At 62.6% G+C, this 17,141-nt stretch carries 17 protein-coding genes; 12 read left to right on the top strand and 5 right to left on the bottom strand.

The annotated features are described in order from the left end of the window. Positions 1 to 119 precede the first annotated feature (119 nt). The 5 genes from AC1D10_RS28435 (at position 120) to AC1D10_RS28415 (ending at position 3,593) form a co-directional block, all read left to right on the top strand. Positions 120 to 425, top strand: a complete 306-nt coding sequence (locus tag AC1D10_RS28435; RefSeq protein WP_477277815.1) for a hypothetical protein — start codon at positions 120 to 122, stop codon at positions 423 to 425. After that, positions 403 to 585 (top strand): hypothetical protein, encoded by a 183-nt coding sequence (locus tag AC1D10_RS28430; RefSeq protein ID WP_477277813.1) that lies wholly within the window; start codon positions 403 to 405, stop codon positions 583 to 585. Before AC1D10_RS28435 ends, AC1D10_RS28430 begins: the two co-directional genes overlap by 23 nt. Before the next feature lie 744 nt (positions 586 to 1,329). After that, complete coding sequence (locus tag AC1D10_RS28425) at positions 1,330 to 2,682, top strand: DUF1963 domain-containing protein (RefSeq protein WP_477277811.1); 1,353 nt, start codon at positions 1,330 to 1,332, stop codon at positions 2,680 to 2,682. Positions 2,683 to 2,749: 67 nt separating this feature from the next. Further along, positions 2,750 to 3,052 carry a hypothetical protein gene (locus tag AC1D10_RS28420; RefSeq protein ID WP_477277809.1) on the top strand — a complete coding sequence of 101 codons (303 nt, stop codon included), beginning with the start codon at positions 2,750 to 2,752 and terminating at the stop codon, positions 3,050 to 3,052. 238 nt (positions 3,053 to 3,290) lie between these two features. Next, on the top strand, positions 3,291 to 3,593 hold the full coding sequence (locus AC1D10_RS28415) for a DUF982 domain-containing protein (protein ID WP_477277807.1): 303 nt from the start codon (positions 3,291 to 3,293) through the stop codon (positions 3,591 to 3,593). 217 nt (positions 3,594 to 3,810) lie between these two features. Here AC1D10_RS28415 and AC1D10_RS28410 read toward each other — a convergent pair whose 3' ends face one another. Continuing rightward, positions 3,811 to 4,308 carry a YciE/YciF ferroxidase family protein gene (locus AC1D10_RS28410; protein ID WP_477277805.1) on the bottom strand — a complete coding sequence of 166 codons (498 nt, stop codon included), beginning with the start codon at positions 4,306 to 4,308 and terminating at the stop codon, positions 3,811 to 3,813. A 434-nt stretch (positions 4,309 to 4,742) separates the two neighbouring features. Between AC1D10_RS28410 and kdpF the strand changes: the two genes are divergently transcribed. From kdpF to AC1D10_RS28375, 7 genes are all read left to right on the top strand, one after another. Continuing rightward, complete coding sequence (kdpF, locus tag AC1D10_RS28405; protein WP_081609884.1) at positions 4,743 to 4,832, top strand: K(+)-transporting ATPase subunit F; 90 nt, start codon at positions 4,743 to 4,745, stop codon at positions 4,830 to 4,832. A gap of 20 nt (positions 4,833 to 4,852) precedes the next feature. Next, entirely contained in the window at positions 4,853 to 6,556 is a 1,704-nt protein-coding gene (gene kdpA, locus AC1D10_RS28400; RefSeq protein ID WP_477277802.1) for a potassium-transporting ATPase subunit KdpA, read from the top strand. 25 nt (positions 6,557 to 6,581) lie between these two features. After that, positions 6,582 to 6,791, top strand: coding sequence for a hypothetical protein (locus tag AC1D10_RS28395; RefSeq protein ID WP_477277800.1), 210 nt, complete (start codon positions 6,582 to 6,584; stop codon positions 6,789 to 6,791). Beyond that, a complete protein-coding gene (gene kdpB, locus AC1D10_RS28390; protein ID WP_477277798.1) occupies positions 6,788 to 8,881 on the top strand; it encodes a potassium-transporting ATPase subunit KdpB in 2,094 nt (697 codons plus the stop codon). Before AC1D10_RS28395 ends, kdpB begins: the two co-directional genes overlap by 4 nt. Positions 8,882 to 8,955: 74 nt before the next feature. After that, positions 8,956 to 9,519: a potassium-transporting ATPase subunit KdpC gene (gene kdpC, locus AC1D10_RS28385; RefSeq protein WP_477277796.1), complete on the top strand. Its 564-nt coding sequence runs from the start codon at positions 8,956 to 8,958 to the stop codon at positions 9,517 to 9,519. A 57-nt stretch (positions 9,520 to 9,576) separates the two neighbouring features. After that, the gene (locus AC1D10_RS28380; protein WP_477277794.1) at positions 9,577 to 12,309 is read left to right on the top strand and encodes a DUF4118 domain-containing protein; all 2,733 of its coding nucleotides are present in this window, start codon (positions 9,577 to 9,579) and stop codon (positions 12,307 to 12,309) included. Next, positions 12,306 to 12,998, top strand: coding sequence for a response regulator transcription factor (locus AC1D10_RS28375; RefSeq protein WP_477277792.1), 693 nt, complete (start codon positions 12,306 to 12,308; stop codon positions 12,996 to 12,998). The genes AC1D10_RS28380 and AC1D10_RS28375 overlap by 4 nt, the downstream gene beginning before the upstream one ends. Positions 12,999 to 13,023: 25 nt before the next feature. Here the strand turns inward: AC1D10_RS28375 and AC1D10_RS28370 are convergent, their stop codons facing one another. The 4 genes from AC1D10_RS28370 to AC1D10_RS28355 all read right to left on the bottom strand — a co-directional run bounded on the left by AC1D10_RS28370 (position 13,024) and on the right by AC1D10_RS28355 (position 16,973). Further along, positions 13,024 to 14,460, bottom strand: coding sequence for an MFS transporter (locus AC1D10_RS28370; RefSeq protein WP_477277790.1), 1,437 nt, complete (start codon positions 14,458 to 14,460; stop codon positions 13,024 to 13,026). A gap of 202 nt (positions 14,461 to 14,662) precedes the next feature. Next, complete coding sequence (locus AC1D10_RS28365; RefSeq protein WP_477277788.1) at positions 14,663 to 15,145, bottom strand: DUF992 domain-containing protein; 483 nt, start codon at positions 15,143 to 15,145, stop codon at positions 14,663 to 14,665. 211 nt (positions 15,146 to 15,356) lie between these two features. After that, positions 15,357 to 15,833: a DUF992 domain-containing protein gene (locus AC1D10_RS28360; RefSeq protein WP_379102835.1), complete on the bottom strand. Its 477-nt coding sequence runs from the start codon at positions 15,831 to 15,833 to the stop codon at positions 15,357 to 15,359. Positions 15,834 to 16,121: 288 nt separating this feature from the next. Next, positions 16,122 to 16,973 carry a tetratricopeptide repeat protein gene (locus AC1D10_RS28355; RefSeq protein ID WP_477277786.1) on the bottom strand — a complete coding sequence of 284 codons (852 nt, stop codon included), beginning with the start codon at positions 16,971 to 16,973 and terminating at the stop codon, positions 16,122 to 16,124. Positions 16,974 to 17,141 lie beyond the last annotated feature (168 nt).

Raw genomic sequence — 17,141 nt, 5'->3', positions numbered from 1 at the left:
ATGGCGTATCGGACTATCAGGCTCTGCTGTAGCTCTCTCCGCCAGCCTTCCAATCGCCGAGAGAGTTACCCGGCCCGGCCTCAGGGGGAACGAACCGCTCCCTCATGAGTTAGCACTGCATGATGTACACCCTGGAGCACAATGGACGCGGCGCGATGGCCGATCTCGTGATTTTGGAACTGGCCAAGGCCAGACAGCGCGTCAAGCGGGCGGAACTCGCCCTCACGCGCGCCAAGGAAATGCTGGACGAAGACTGCGGAGTCGGGATCAATATCGCGCTCTGCGGGAGGATAAGAGCCGCTCAGCGGCGTGTGATCGAGGCCAGGGAGCGCCTGGCGACGATCGATCCGTCAGCACCGTTCCAATTCCAATGCACCATGATTTTTGGGATTGCTGTCCAAGATGATCGCGACCTTCGACCTTGAAGCTGCGAGAAACGGCAACGTATATCGCGCCGCAAGGCTTGCGATGCTGACGCAGCAAACGCTGCGGCACATCGAGCGCACGGACGCCTCGGCGCAGAAAGTCGAACAAGCGCTGGCCACGTTGGCTGAAGCAAACGCGCTCGTGCGGCATCAGTCGTAGGGCCGCACGCCACGGTCGGCGACGCCGCGGTGGCTGAGATTGTGACCCTCTCCATCCCGGTCATTGGTCGCGGCCTTCCGGCCACCCCTCCACAATTCCCCGCTGCGGCACCTATGTCCCCGGGCAGCGAGCGCAGCGCACCGTGCGCGGCCTCGTGCTCGACAAGGAACAGGTTGTCGTGCATGCGCTCGACGGCTTCGGCCAAGGCAGCGAGTCTGCGCTTACCAGTCCGACCCGTCGAACGGCTCGAAGAGGATGCGGACGCGGTCGGCTACGACCTGATCTTTACGATGGATAATTCTCAAGCCTCGGGAGATGCTGAACCGCGACCTTGCTGAGGACACCAAGTCGTCCCGGCCCTGATCATTCTTGCCGACGAGAATAATGAAGCCCGCTGCCTCACGGTGGCGGACTTTTTATCAAGTACACCCTTGCGGCGGCGAAGCTTGCATGCGGGTATCGATTGAATGATTGTCAGATCTTGAGGAAGCTTCGACAGATCTCGGGGGGAGATTTCGATCAGATTTTCGACACAGCAACAAATTCCAATCGAGCAGCGCGTTGCCAATGAAGCGAAGTCCATGGGGCTCGCTTATGTGCTGTTGTCATTTCTAGGCTTGCTGGGAGTCCTTCACTTCTATCTTGGGTGTACCGGAATGGTGAAGCAAAACGGCCCGCAAGAGGAAGCAGCTTAAGAGGAGCGCGCTGAACGGCGGGTTCAAAAGGGGGCGGAGATTGGTTCGGATGATGAAGGTGACGGGAACGGTCTTTCTCATGGTTCACTGGCTATTCGGAGTCCTATTCAAGAAGAAAAACAGAAATATATCGCCGGCCGGTTCTGCCGACCTTGTTGGGCGCATCTTGGAGAACGAAATCGCGACCTTCGAGATGCTGGCTGAAGCGAGAAACAGCAGTGAACCCTATGTCCTGCTCACTCCCGTCGTACCGCTCCCGGCACAGCAGAGCGCCGGCTGGTTTGGCGGCATGCCTTGCTTGCCTGACGATGTTGCGTGGCCAGAGATCGACGGCGAACCCCTTCGCTTCGTATGTCAGATAGACTTGTCCGCCTTGCCCCAGAATATCTGGTCTGGCCTCGGCCCCAGGAAAGGCTGGCTTGCTGTTTTCCTTCATGCCGACGAAACGGCTCATGCCAAGGAAACGGCTCCCAAGGTGCTCCACGTCGATGGAGACCTGAAGGGGCGCGACGGACCTGGGCAAGCGGATGCGGCCTGGTTCCGGCCGCTGTCAACCGAACGCAGACCGCCGGTGCAAGCCCATTCGCCGAGGTGGCCTATCATGATCACCGGGCACGTCGGCCAACCTCCTCCGCCCACGGGTTGGCGCAAGGGTGAGGCGCCCGGCTTTCCCGATCCCCGCCAGGCTCAGGTACCGGACCTATCCGACGCGGCCTTTCAGCCGTTCAACGAGGCGACGCTGGCGGCGCTTCTCAATGCCATCGAGGACCAGGTCAGCTTAGGAAAGACGCACATAGACGAAATGCTCAAAAGGAAACACCGCGACGGTGATAGAACGGAACTGGAGAGCATTCAGCTGGAAGCGTCCCGATCGATTGCGCGGTTTTCACACATCAGGGATTTGCTCATACCTTTCACAAAGGACTTTCGGCGCGCACCGATCCAAGACCTGATGGCGCAGATCGCGGACATCCCTTTCTCCTATTTACGCTATTTGAAAAATGACGAAGATGGCTATGCCGTTTTCAGTTCTTCGACTTTGAGACTGTGCGACAAGCCGGTCGGGCAATGGTGGTATACCTATGCTGACCTGCTTTATCGGCATGCCCTCTGCGCTTACACATACGCTCCCGAGTCGCTTCATCCCGAATTGCGCTCTCGCATGGAAGTGATCTGGCAATTCGATGCCCTGCACGAGCGGGGCGCCATGGGAAATGCCCCGGCTGGCCATGTCTACACGCTTCACGGGCCGGCGACACCGAACGTGGTTTTGCTGGAACTGCGGACAAGCAGTATGGTTGGATGGATGTGGGGCGACACGTATTCGATCGTCCTGTTCATAAACCGTAATGAACTGGCGAAAGGCAAATTCGACAACGTCACGTACGAAATTACGAACTGATGGGGCGCCAACGAGGGAATATTAGCAATCTCTTGACAATCAGTTCCGCCGCTCCAGAATCCTATGCATGGCGCGGGAAATCAATATCGGTGACAGGGTGGCGCTCAGCGCCACGGTGGGCGAACGCTTCGAGGATCGCGTCGCACTGCACATTCTGACGGCCAATTTCCCCTATTCGATCATCGATCCGAAAGCCAAGCCAGGCGACAGGATGAGGTTCGAGGGCGAAGTCGTGCATGTCGACGAGGATCTGGGCCGCGTCACGGTGCAGGTGCTCGGCCGCGTCACCGTCGATACCAGCACGGTCGAACTGGTGAAGACGTTCAGGCGACCGAAAGATACAACGCCGCTGATCAACGAGCCTGGCTGAGGATATCTGGAGTCTCACGCACCTTGGAAGCATTCTGCCCGTCCGGGAGAGAGGCGCGTGGGCAGGGCTGACGCGAACGATGGGTAGCGCAGGCATCGCCATCAACGGATGACCGCCGCATTTCATATAAAAGCTCGCGGCTCGGAACCTCCTGCCTCGCAGTGCGTTTCACGGCGTCCCGTCCGTGGACCAGCCCGGATATCTCTCCCGGCGCTGCGATAAATCAGGAGCCCGTTTCATGCACGACAAGCTGTTTCATTCACCGGTCGCACTGACCGTCGGCCTAGGCTTCAAGCGCGAAATTGTCTCGCTGGCCGAAATGCACGATTTCCTGACCGACTGGACGACGTCCCGCCGGGGCCCGCTTTATCGCAACGCGGTGAAGGCATGTGATCTCGCCGTTCCGGGTTATGTGACCATCGAGCAGGCGCGCCGTGCGCTGGTCGAATTCGCGCAGGCTGCCGGTATCCTGTGGCCGGACCTCGAGCCGGCCGCGGGCGTACACGCCGTTGCCCGTGGTTACGGCGGCTACGCCGCCTAACCGACGCCATCTTCCATTGTGGTGGCTAAGCTGCACCAGCCACAACGAAAAGCCCGGCTTGGTCCTCCCCAGTCGGGCTTTCGCTTTTCTGTAACCTCTAGGAAATCACAGGGAGCCATGCGCCCGTCGCGAGCGGATCATCGCCATGGGCACCGCGCCAAACTGCATGATGCGGGAACCGCGCCATGATGGTTCAGCGCGGCCCTCGCTCGTTTCCTTACGCTGCTTCCGCTGTGACGTTCACCGTCGATTCCGCAATCTGCGTCAGCGTTTCGTCGGTGGCCTTCTCTTCCTTCAGCGTCGCTTCGAGAAGGGTCACGGCTTCGTTCAGGCCGAGTTCACCGGCCCAGGTCCGCAGCGTGCCGTAGCGCGAGATCTCGTAGTGTTCGACAGCCTGCGCGGCGGCCAGCAGGCCGGCGTCGAGCGCGGGAGATCCCTTATACTCCTCCATGATCTCGGCGCCTTCCTCGGTGATGCCCATGATGGCCGCACACGTCTTGCCGACCGGCTTCTTGCCGATCACGCCAAAGACCTTCTCCAGCCTCGCGACATGGTCTTCGGTTTCGGTGCGGTGCTTTTCGAAGGCGGCTTTCAGGTCGGCGCTTTGCGCAGCCTTGGCCATTTTCGGCAGCGTCGCCAATATCTTCTTTTCGGCGAAAAAGATGTCTTTCAGCGTATCGTGAAACAGGTCGTCGAGCATTTTCTGCTTTGCCATTGTCGTCTCCTTTGGTGGGCCCTCAGGTCGACAATCTCGCATTGAAGGATTTGTTCCGGCCGTTCTGCAAGGAGCGTCCCTACGCGTTTCCGGAATGCCAGGGACCAGATTCTCATCCCGAGGTTTGGCCCAGGGGTGGCGACGAGCCGGGCCCAAAATCTTTATAAAATTCCTATTTCTTTCCATTCCGCCCCGTCTCGAACCTTTATGGCGATCGGGTCCATATTCCCCTCAAGAAAACACATCCGGTGCCGCCAAAAATGCGACGGGCCGTTTTCAGGGTATTGCGACCCGTTCGAAGGCGCAAAGTACTAAGCGGATACAAGGAACAAGCACAATGGACATCATTGTTCTCGGGACAGGGGTTTTGTTTTTCGCCCTGTTCTTCGTCTACGTCAAAGCCTGCGACAGAATTTGAGCTGAAGGGTCGAACCATGCTTGTCGATTACATCCTCGGTGGTGGCGTGACATTGTTCCTGCTCGCCTATCTGACCTACGCGCTCGTTCGTCCAGAACGCTTCTGAAGGCACGGAAAGCCAAAGCCATGACACTTAACGGTTGGATACAGATCCTGGTCTTCTGCGGGATCGTCGTTTTGCTGGTGAAGCCGCTTGGCGGCTACATGCACCGCGTCTTCAACGGCGACCGCACGCTGCTTTCGCCAGTCTTCGGCCCGCTCGAGCGTGGGCTCTATCGCATTTCCGGAACCAGCGAACGCGAGGAACAGCACTGGACCACTTATGCGGTGGCTCTGCTGCTGTTCAACCTTGCCGGCTTCCTGGTGCTTTACGTCCTCCAGCGCCTGCAAGGCAGCTTGCCCTACAATCCGGCCGGCATGACCGCGGTCGAGCCGGGGCTGGCCTTCAACACCGCTGCCAGCTTCATGAGCAACACCAACTGGCAGAACTACGGCGGCGAGAGCACGATGTCCTATCTCGTGCAGATGGCCGGCCTGACGGTGCAGAATTTTGTTTCGGCGGCCACCGGCATCGCCATCGCCATTGCCTTGATCCGCGGCTTTGCCCGTGCCTCCGGCAAGTCGATCGGCAATTTCTGGGTCGATATGACCCGCTCGACGCTTTATCTGCTGTTGCCGCTCTGCATCGTGCTGACGCTGGTCTATGTCTGGCTCGGCATGCCGCAGACGCTTGGCGCCTATGTCAACGCCACGACGCTCGAAGGCGCGCAGCAGACCATCGCCGTCGGCCCGGTCGCGTCGCAGGTTGCCATCAAGATGCTCGGCACCAATGGCGGCGGCTTCTTCAACGCCAATGCGGCACATCCCTTCGAGAACCCCGACGCCATCTCCAACCTGATCCAGATGGTGACGATCTTCGCCATCGGCGCTGCGTTGACCAATGTCTTCGGCCGCATGATCGGCAACCAGCGCCAGGGCTGGGCGATCCTGTCCGCCATGGGCGTCATGTTCATCGCCGGCGTCATCGTCTGCTATTGGGCGGAAGCCGCCGGCAATCCGCTGGTGCATGCACTGGGCATCGACGGCGGCAATATGGAAGGCAAGGAATCGCGCTTCGGCATCGCCTTGTCGGCCTTGTTCGCCGTCATCACGACGGCCGCTTCCTGCGGCGCCGTCAACGCCATGCACGGTTCCTTCACCGCGCTCGGCGGCATGATCCCGATCATCAACATGCAGCTTGGCGAAGTCATCGTCGGCGGTGTCGGCGCCGGCCTCTACGGCATCCTGATGTACATCGTCGTCGCCGTCTTCGTCGCCGGCCTGATGGTCGGCCGCACACCCGAGTATCTCGGCAAGAAGATCGAGGCCAAGGAGGTCAAGATGGCGATGCTGGCCATCCTTTGCCTGCCGCTGGCGATGCTGATCTTCACGGCCATCGCGGTCGTGCTGCCGACCGGCGTGGCGTCGATGGGCAATGCCGGCCCGCACGGGTTCTCGGAGGTTCTCTATGCCTATACTTCGGCTGCGGCGAACAACGGTTCGGCCTTCGGCGGCCTCAGCGGCAACACGCCCTGGTACAACATCACCATCGGCATCGGCATGCTGATGGGCCGCTTCCTGGTCATCATCCCGGCGCTGGCCATCGCCGGCTCGCTGGTGGCGAAGAAAACGGTGCCGGCCTCCGCCGGCACCTTCCCGACCGATGGCCCGCTGTTCGTCGGGCTGCTGGTCGGCGTCATCCTGATCGTCGGCGGTCTCACCTTCTTCCCGGCGCTCGCCGTCGGGCCGATCATCGAGCACCTGGCGATGATCCACGGGCAAACATTCTGATACGGCCCCGTCCTGGATCAAAGCCATGTCCTGGTTCAACACCACGCGTCGCAAGGCTCGGCCCAAAGCCGACAATGAGGGGGAGGCATCTCCCCCTCCCTTCCCGAGCGTATCCACATTCCTGGGCATTGCGGCAGTCATGATCGTGATCTGGCTGCTGGTCTACGGGCCACCCTTTTCGGCATCCGATCGCTCGGTGCCATCCAACAACACCGAAGCCGGAGCTTCAAAATGAGCCACTCAAAATCAGCGAGCATCATGGATGCCCGCATCCTCTTGCCCGCCATCGGCGGCGCGTTCCGCAAGCTTGACCCGCGTACCCTGGCCAGGAACCCGGTGATGTTCGTCGTCGCCGTCGTCTCGGCGCTCACCACGGTGCTGTTCGTCAAGGACCTGGTGACCGGCGGCGGCAATCTTGGTTTCACGCTGCAGATCATCATCTGGCTGTGGTTCACCGTGCTGTTCGCCAATTTCGCCGAAGCCGTTGCCGAAGGCCGCGGCAAGGCGCAGGCCGATTCGCTGCGCAAGGCGCGCACCGAAACCCAGGCCAAGCTTTTGACCGGTGAAGACCGCACGAAATACAAACTCGTGCCCGGCACCAGCCTCAAGGTGGGTGACGCCGTGCTGGTCGAGGCCGGCGACATCATCCCGTCCGACGGCGAGGTGGTCGAAGGCGTCGCTTCCGTCAACGAAGCGGCGATAACGGGCGAATCCGCACCGGTCATCCGCGAATCCGGCGGCGACCGGTCGGCGGTCACCGGCGGCACGCAGGTGCTGTCCGACTGGATCCGCGTGCGCATCACCGCCGCCTCCGGCCACACCTTCCTCGACCGCATGATCTCGCTGGTCGAAGGCGCGGAACGCCAGAAGACGCCAAACGAGATCGCGCTCAACATCCTGCTCGTCGGCATGACGCTGATCTTCGTTCTGGCCACGGCGACGATCCCGAGCTTCGCCTCCTATTCGGGTGGCTACATCTCGGTGACCGTTCTGGTCGCCCTGTTCGTGACCCTGATCCCGACGACGATCGGTGCGCTGCTGTCGGCCATCGGCATCGCCGGCATGGACCGCCTGGTGCGCTTCAACGTGCTGGCGATGTCGGGCCGCGCCGTCGAGGCCGCGGGCGACGTCGACACGCTGCTGCTCGACAAGACCGGCACGATCACGCTCGGCAACCGACAGGCGACCGAGTTCCGCCCGGTCAAGGGCGTCACCGAGCAGGAGCTGGCCGACGCGGCGCAACTGGCCTCGCTCGCCGACGAAACGCCGGAAGGCCGTTCGATCGTCGTGCTGGCCAAGGAGAAATACGCCATCCGCGCCCGCGACATGGCAACGTTGCACGCCACCTTCGTGCCGTTCACCGCGCAGACCCGCATGAGCGGCGTCGATATCGACGGCTCCTCGGTGCGCAAGGGCGCGGTCGATTCCGTGCTTGCCCATGTCAGCCAGTCGACGGTCGCAGCCCACGCCACGCGGCCCGGCAGCGATACTGTCAGGGACCTCCAGGCGATCGCCGACGAGATCGCCAAGTCGGGCGGCACGCCGCTGGCGGTCGAGCGCGACGGTCGCCTGCTTGGCGTCGTCCACCTCAAGGATATCGTCAAGGGCGGCATCAGGGAGCGCTTCGCCGAACTGCGCAAGATGGGCATCCGTACGGTGATGATCACCGGCGACAACCCGATGACGGCGGCGGCCATCGCCGCGGAAGCCGGCGTCGACGACTTCCTCGCCCAGGCGACGCCCGAGGACAAGCTCAAGCTGATCCGCGACGAACAGGCCAAGGGCAAGCTGGTCGCCATGTGCGGCGACGGCACCAACGATGCGCCGGCCCTGGCCCAGGCCGATGTCGGTGTCGCCATGAACACCGGCACGGTCGCCGCGCGCGAGGCCGGCAACATGGTCGACCTCGACAGCGATCCGACCAAGCTGATCGAGATCGTCGAGATCGGCAAGGCGCTGCTGATGACGCGCGGCTCGCTGACGACGTTCTCCATCGCCAACGACGTGGCCAAGTATTTCGCCATCATCCCGGCGATGTTCGCTGCCTTCTACATCGCGCCAGGGCAAACCACCGGCCCGTTGCAGGCATTAAACGTCATGCATCTGGCGACGCCGCAGAGCGCCATCCTGTCGGCCATCATCTTCAACGCGCTGATCATCATCGCGCTGATCCCGCTGTCGCTGAAAGGCGTCAAATATCGTGCCATCGGCGCCGGCGCGCTGCTCAGCCGCAACCTGCTCGTCTACGGCCTCGGCGGCATCATCGTCCCCTTCGTCGGCATCAAGGCGATCGACATGATCGTCACCGCCCTCGGTCTCGCTTAACTCTTTGTTTTAACGCAATTCCGGACGGAAAACCGTTTTACACTTTTCCTGGAATTGCTCTGAGGAATATGTCCATGCTCACCCAGATAAGACCCGCGATCGTCATGATCGTCTTCTTCACGGTGCTGACCGGCCTGATCTATCCGATCGGCATGACCGGCGTCGCCCAGGCGCTGTTCCCGCGTCAGGCCAATGGCAGCCTGATCCAGAAGGACGGCAAGGTCATCGGCTCCGAACTGATCGGCCAGGGCTTCTCCAGCGACCGTTACTTCCACGGCCGCCCCTCGGCTGCCGGCGACGGTTATAATGCCGCCGCCTCCGGCGGCAGCAATCTCGGCCCGACCAACCCCAAGCTGATCGACCGCATCAAGGGCGATGCGGAGAAGCTGAAGGCGGAGAACCCGAACCAGCCCGTGCCGATGGACCTGGTGACGACGTCCGGCAGCGGCCTCGATCCGCACATCAGCCCCGAAGCGGCCTACTTTCAGGTCGCCCGCGTGGCCAAGGCCAGAGGAATCGATGAAGCCAAGGTCAAGGCGCTTGTCGCCAGCCAGGTCGAGGACAGGGAACTAGGCTTCATGGGAGAACCGGTGGTCAACGTGCTCGGCCTCAACCTTGCTCTCGACGCCACGAAATAGTGAATGGTGGGGTCCGGGGATCGACAGGTTCCCCGGCGCCATCCATGATCGATGCAGATGCCGGACGACAGCCGCAACGAAACCAGACCTTCTCCCGACGCGCTGCTGGATCATGCCGAGCGGGAGGCGCGCGGCCGCCTGAGGATATTCCTGGGTGCAGCGCCCGGCGTCGGCAAGACCTACGAGATGCTGATGTCGGGCCGCGCCAGGCTGGCCGACGGCGTGGACGTGGTGATCGGCGTCGTCGAGACGCATGGCCGCAAGGAAACACTGGCCCTGGTCGAGGGCTATGAGGTCATTCCCCGCCGCAAGGTCGACTACAAGGGCCGCATTCTCGACGAGATGGATATCGACGCCATCCTCGCCCGGCGCCCAGCGTTGGTTCTCGTCGACGAACTCGCCCATACCAACGCGGCTGGCAGCCGCCACCCCAAGCGCTATCTCGACGTCCAGGAGATCCTGACGCAAGGCATCGACGTCTACACGACGCTCAACATCCAGCATGTCGAAAGCCTGAACGATGTCGTCGCCCAGATCACCAAGGTCAGGGTCCGCGAGACGGTTCCCGATTCCATCATCGACCAGGCCGACGATGTCGAGATCATCGATCTCACCCCCGACGACCTGATCAAGCGGCTTGAGGAAGGCAAGGTCTATTTCCCCAACACGGCACAGCGGGCGATTGAGAACTATTTCTCGCCGGGCAATCTGACGGCGCTCAGGGAACTGGCGCTCCGCCGCACCGCCCAGCGCGTCGACGACCAGTTGCTGATCCATATGCAGGCCCATGCGATTCCCGGACCGTGGGCCGCCGGGGAAAGGGTCCTCGTCTGCCTCGACGCGCGCCCGGGAGGATCGGCCCGCGTGCGCTATGCACGCAGGCTGGCCGACCGGCTCCGCGCCCCGTGGACGGCGCTGCATGTCGACAGCACCCGCTCGGCCAGCATGCCGGAAGAGGACAAGGACCGGCTCGCGACGAACCTGCGCCTCGCCCAACAACTTGGTGCCGAGGTGACGACCATTCCGGGGCAGAACGTGGCGCAGGACATCGTGCGTTATGCGACGGCGAACAATTTTACCCATATCGTGGTCGGCAGGCCGACCCGGTCGCGCTGGCGCGAATTGATCGAAGGCTCGCTCACCTATGATCTCATCCGCAATGCCGGCGACATCAGCGTCCATGTCATTTCGGGAAACGAACGCAACACCGAGACGGCGTCGAGGAACGTCAGGGCGGCTGACGAGCAGTGGCAGTTCCAGATCTGGCCCTATCTCAAGGCCACGGCCTATGTCACGGGCTCGCTCGCCTTCGCCGTCCTGCTCGACCAGTTTCTCGACGTTCGCAACCTCGCCATCATCTTTCTCATCGGGGTGCTGGCATCGGCGGTGACCGGCGGTCTGTGGCCGGCTCTGTACGCCTGTCTGCTCAGCGCCCTTGCGTTCAACTATTTTTTCCTGGAGCCGCGCTACACGCTGACAATCCGGGATCCGGAGAGCATTGTTGCGCTCGGCGTCTTCCTGGTGGTCGCCGTCATTGCCAGCAATCTGACGGTGCGCGTGCAGCGTCAGGCGATCGCCGCCCGCTCACGGGCGCGGGCTACGGAGGACATCTACCTCTTCTCAAAGAAGCTCGCCGGTGCTGGCACGCTCGACGACGTTCTCTGGGCCACCGCTTTCCAGATCGCCTCGATGCTGAAGCTGCGGGTCGTGCTGCTGCTGCCGGAAGACGGAACCATCACCGTCAAGGCCGGCTATCCGCCCGACGACACGCTGGCCGAGGCCGACATCGCAGCCGCCCGATGGGCCTGGGAGCACAACCGAGCCGCGGGGCGCGGCGCCGACACGCTTCCAGGCGCCAAGCGCCTTTATCTTCCCTTGCGGACCGGGCGCACGGCCATCGGCGTCGTCGGCCTCGACAACGACAAGCAGGGCCCGCTGCTGACACCCGAGCAGCAGCGCCTGCTCGATGCGCTGGTCGACCAGGCGGCAGTCGCCATCGAGCGCATCCAGCTTGTCGCCGACGTCGACCGCGCCAAGCTCGCCGCCGAGGCGGACAGGCTGCGCTCGGCCCTTCTCACCTCCATCTCGCATGATCTGAAGACGCCGCTCGCCGCCATCATGGGTGCGGCCGGCACGCTGAGGGAATTCGCGCCGGCACTTCCCGAACAGGACCGGGCGGAGCTCTTGACGACCGTGCTCGACGAGTCCGAGCGCCTGAACCGCTTCATCGCCAATCTGCTCGACATGACCAAGATCGAGTCCGGCGCGATGGAGCCGAACTACGCTTTCCACTATGTCGGCGACATCGTCGGCTCCGCGTTGCAGAGAGCCAGGAAAATCATCAGCGAGCACAAGACCGAGATCGACATCCCCGGGGATCTGCCGATGTTGAAGGTCGACCCGGTCCTGTTCGAGCAGGCGCTGTTCAATCTTCTCGACAATGCCGCGAAATACGCTCCGCCCGGCTCGACAATCCGGGTGCAGGGCTGGACCGACAATGGGTCCGTCATCCTGCAGATCATGGATGAGGGGCCGGGCATTCCCCCCGGCGATCTGGAACGGATTTTCGACACGTTCTATCGGGTGCGCAAGCGCGATCAGGTCCGCGCCGGCACCGGGCTTGGGCTGTCGATCTGCCGTGGCTTCATCGAGGCGATGGGTGGCACGATCTCGGCGGCAAACCGAACCGACCATTCGGGCGCGGTTTTCACCATCAAGATGCCGAAGCCGGCGAACCCGCCCGACCTTGGAGCCTCGACGGACGACGACGATGTGAGTGACTTGGCATGACAAACTCGAACGTCAGGATACTGGTTGTCGATGACGAGCCGCCGATCCGCAAGCTGCTGCGCGTCGGTCTCGGCAGCCAGGGCTACGCGATCAGCGAGGCGCCGAACGCCAGGGTGGCGATCGAGCTAATGGAGGCGGAGAAGCCGGACCTCGTCCTGCTCGACCTCGGCCTGCCCGGCATGAGCGGCCATGAACTGTTGCGCAAATGGCGTGACGACGGTCTCGACATTCCGGTGGTCATCCTTTCCAGCCGGACCGACGAGGCTGGCATCGTCCAGGCTCTGGAACTTGGTGCCGATGACTATGTCACCAAGCCGTTCGGCATGAACGAGCTGGTGGCACGCATCCGCGTGGCGCTGCGCCACCAGTTCCAGCAGCAGGGCGAGAAGCCGGTGTTCCACACCGGCGACCTGTCCGTCGATCTGGTCAAACGCATCGTCAAGGTCGAAGGCAAGGACGTAAAACTGTCGCCGAAGGAATACGACATCCTGCGCATCCTGGTGCAGCACGCCGGCAAGGTGCTGACCCATCATTTCCTTTTGAAGCAGGTCTGGGGCGATTCGACCGACGTGCAGTATCTCAGGGTCTATGTCCGGCAGCTCAGGCAGAAGATCGAGAAGACCCCGGACCAGCCGCGCTACATCACCACCGAGACGGGTGTCGGCTATCGCCTGCGCGAGGTCGAGTAGAGCGAGGGCCGTTCGACTTGACGCTCTAACCAACAGCCTCCTGCAGACGGTTAGCCGTCGACGATGCCCACAAGGCAGCCAGACAGCCGACAACGCCGAGCGGCACGAAGGCGAGGAACAGCCAGGACGCGACATTCGCCGCCGCGTCATGGTTCAATCCTTCCGAAAAGCCGCTGGCATTGGCAACGATGCCGGCAAGAGCGGCACCCACGGCATAACCAATGCGCTGCATAGTCGGCACCGCCGCCGAGGCGATGGTCTGCTCGCCTTCCGGGGCGGAGGCGACGATGACGCGCGTCAAAAACGGCCAGGCGATGCCGAAGCCGCCGCCTTGCAACAGGGCGCAGATCAGGATCAGCGGAATGGAGCCCAGCGGTATCGTGTAGGCAAAGCCGGCGATGCCTGCCGCGATCATCACCGCGCCGCCAATGATGATTAGCCGCTCGCGTTGCGGTGGCGCATTGGCGACCAGGATCGACAGGATCGACCAGGCGATCGATTCGGCAGCGATGATGTAGCCGGTGGTGAGCAGCGGGATGTCGTGCAGGCTGGTCAGCAGCAGGGGTCCATAGACGCCGAAGGAACAGGTCGCCACCGAAAAGGCGGCGACCATGGTCATGCCGGCGCCGACCGGCGTGCGCCACGAGAACAGCCGTGCCGGAAAAAGCCGGGAGCGCGGCTTCAGCGCGTCGATGTAGAAGAACAGCACCAGGCCGATAAGGCCGAGGACCATCAGCAGCGAGGAACGCAGCAAGGCGATGTCGACGCCGGCCGAGGCGATCAGCACCACGGCGACGGCTAGGCAGCCCAGTGCCGTGAACGGGAAGGGCGGTGGCTTGCCCGCGCTGGTGACGGGTTGCGTCGCCTCCGGTGTGTTGAGCACGATGAAGCTTGCCAGCGCCATGGCGGTGCCGCCGAAGGTGAAGATGCCGAAGGCCCAGCGCCACGAAAAAAGCTCGGTCATGATCGCGCCGAGCATCGGGCCGCTGAAGGCGGCAACGCCCCAGATCGCCGACATGATGCCGAAAAGCTGCGGCCAGATGGCGCGCGAGAACAGCCGCTCGACCGAGACGAAGGCCAGCGACACCAGGGCGCCGCCGCCAAGCCCCTCGATCAGGCGGCCGGCAAGGAACAATTGCATGGAAGGCGAGGCGGCGCAGATCAGCGCCCCGGCGGCATAGAGGAGGGCCGCAACCACCATGTTGGTGCGCAGCGGGACATAACTCACCAGCCGTCCGGCCGCCGCGCCGGCAACGATGGCGCCGAGTTCATAGATCGCCAGCGACCAGCCGACGAGCTGCACCCCGGCCAGTTCGCCGACCATGGCCGGCATCACCGTCGCCACCATCGTCTCGTTGGTGGCGTGCAGCAGGATGCCGAGGCTGATGAAGCAGAAACGCGCCAGGTCGCCGCTCGCCCACAAAGCTCGCCAGTCGACCCTGTTTGTGCTGATTTCGGTCATTTCCACCCCTTGCCTTCCATATCTCGATGCCAGCGCATGGCGCCAGAAGCCAGTGTGGGTTTCCGGCAGGACCATGCGCAGGCAGGAGCGTGCATTGCGCCACATCGATGGCGCTGCTGCAGCCGGGGCAGGCTTGTAAAACCTCAACCGGGGTTGAGCTCAAGCGAATTTTTTCGGGATATTACGGCAGGTGCCCGAGCGATCAATTCTCGGTGCTGCGCAACTGGAACTGGCTGACGCCGATCGCGAGGTTGATGCCGGTCTGCGTCTGCAGGCTGAGCGGTTGCAACGTGAAGGCCTGCGAGGAGCCGCCGACCAGCAGATTGGCACCGGCGCCGACAGTGGCGGTCACCTCCGCGCTGGCGCCGAGATAGTCTCCGGCCAGCGCACCCGGCGCGTAGATGTTCTTCAGTGGCGACAGCACGATCCATTGCATCACCGTCTGCTTGGTGGTGCCGATGTCGAGGCCGTATTTGTTGACGGCGCCAAAATAGGCTTCCGGCGCGAAGCTCTTGTCGGCGGGGTTGAAGGTGCAGCTCAGATCCTTGCTCGAGCCGAAGATGAAGCCGGTGCCGCCGCCGATGGCGCAATCCAGCACGCCGAGTTCGACGCCCCTGTCCTGCGCATGCGCCGTCCCGGCAAGCGCGGTGGCGAGGATGGCAGCAGCGATGGCTGTCTTGAGCATGGCGGTCCCCCCGAACGGCTCATCATTTCACGGAAACGCAGAACCGCTCTGTCTCTTTTGTTTGATGCAAAATCATACGGCGCGGAACACCCTATCCGGTTCCGCGCCGCAGGTAGAGAGACCTTGGAGCGACCTACGTCGATTCGGACGTACAAAGCTCGCTGTCACGTTGAAACGGAGCCTTCAGCCCGGAGCTGAAAGGCTCCTGCACTCACTTGAACGAGTGAATAAGCTCGAGCGAGGTCACGGCGACCGCGAGGTTGACGCCGGTCTGTGCCTGCACGCTGAGCGGCTCCAGCATGAAGGCGCTGCCGAAGCCACCGACCAGCAGATTGGCGCCGCCGCCGGTCACCACGCTGGCCTCTGCGTTGACGCCGTAATAGCCGCCGGCGAGATCGCCAGCCTCACGGTCGCGCGTCGCCGCCAGCACGGCCCAGACCAGCTGGCCCTGATGCGTCTGGCCGAGATCGACGCCGATCTTGGAGATGACGCCAGTATAGTGCTCAGAAGGCCCGTGATGATAGGGACGGAAGGTGCAGTCGACGCCCTTGTTGGAGGCGACGATGTAAGCGGTGCCGCCGTCGATGGTGCAGTCGAGCGTGCCGAGCTGCAGCTTGCCGGCGCTGGCAGGGGCGACGGCGAACACCGTCGTTGCGAGGGCAGCGGCGCAGGCGAGTTTCTTGATCATGGGAGGTCCTTTCGCAAATTGCCTGGGGTAACGGCTTGGGTGGCCAGACCGTTCCCCCGAAAACTTGGCGCGAACAAGGCACGGGTCAGAACCTTGCTGCAGGGGTTAACGCACGGTTGCTGGATTGACGGGTTTGAGGCGCCGTGCGCCCTTTTGGGCGCACAACGGGCAGCGCTTTGAGTCGCGCCTAATGCACGTCACTCAAAAGTGGCCCCGGTTTTGAGGCTATGACATGCATAGAACCATAGACTCAAAGCGCGTCGCATGAATCCGCTTCGACGCGGCGCTTTAAGTCGCACCGCTGACGCGGGCGAGGCCATCCTTGGCCGGCTGGTAGGTCGGATCAAGATGCACGGCTTCGCGGTAGGATTTCCCGGCCTTGACCTTGTCGCCGCGCCGCTCGTAGATCAGCGCCTGATTGGCCCAGGCCTCGGCGTTCTTGCCGTCGAGCTTGATCGCCATGTTGAAGTCGGCGAAGGCGTTGTCTTCGTCGTTGGTGGCCAGATAGGAAAGGCCGCGGCCGTTGTAGGGCTCGGCGGCGTCCGGCGCCAGCGAGATGGCGGTCGAGAAATCCTCGATGGCGAACTTGTGCTGGCCCTGGCTCTGATAGATCAGGCCGCGATTGTGGTAAGCGCGAGCATCGGTCGTGTCGAGCTGGATTGCCTTCTGGAAGTCGTTGAAGGCGTCCTGGGTGCGACCCGCCTTGCGGTAGAGATTGCCGCGGCCGATATAGGCGGCGTCATAATTGGTATTGATCTGGATCGAACGGTTGTAGTCGTCGAGCGCGGCCTTCTGATTGCCGAGGAAGCGCTGGATGAGCGCGCGGTTCGAATAGGCCTGGAAGAAATTCGGGTTGAGCTCGATGGCGGTGTTGAAATCCTTGAGCGCCGCCTGGTACTGGCCGCCCCGGCCATAAGCGGAGCCGCGCACATTGTAGCCTTCGGGATCCTGGGGATTGCGCTGGATCACTGCCGACAGCGAGGAAATGTTCTCGGTCGACCCCTGCGCCTTGTCGATGTTGTTGAATTCGCCTGTAGGGCCGGCCGTCTGGCAGCCGGCAAGCGCCAGCCCGGAAAGCAGGGCGGCCGTCAGGGCGAAACCGCGCAATGGGGTTCTGCGCTCCACGCTGATTGCGTTCATGTCTGCCCTGTCCTCACTTCAGCCGCGTCACTCAGGTCCGGGTCCCCCCTCCGGGCCGGGTCAAAAATTGTCGCAAATTGTTAGAGCGCCCTTTGTGCATCCGGGTGGGCGCACGCTGCTCTAAACAAAAAGGTGGCGGCGATTCCGCATCGCGCCACCTCTAGTATC

This window comes from Mesorhizobium sp. P2_A8 (assembly GCF_056404935.1).
This window is presented reverse-complemented; position numbering and strand designations above follow the sequence as displayed.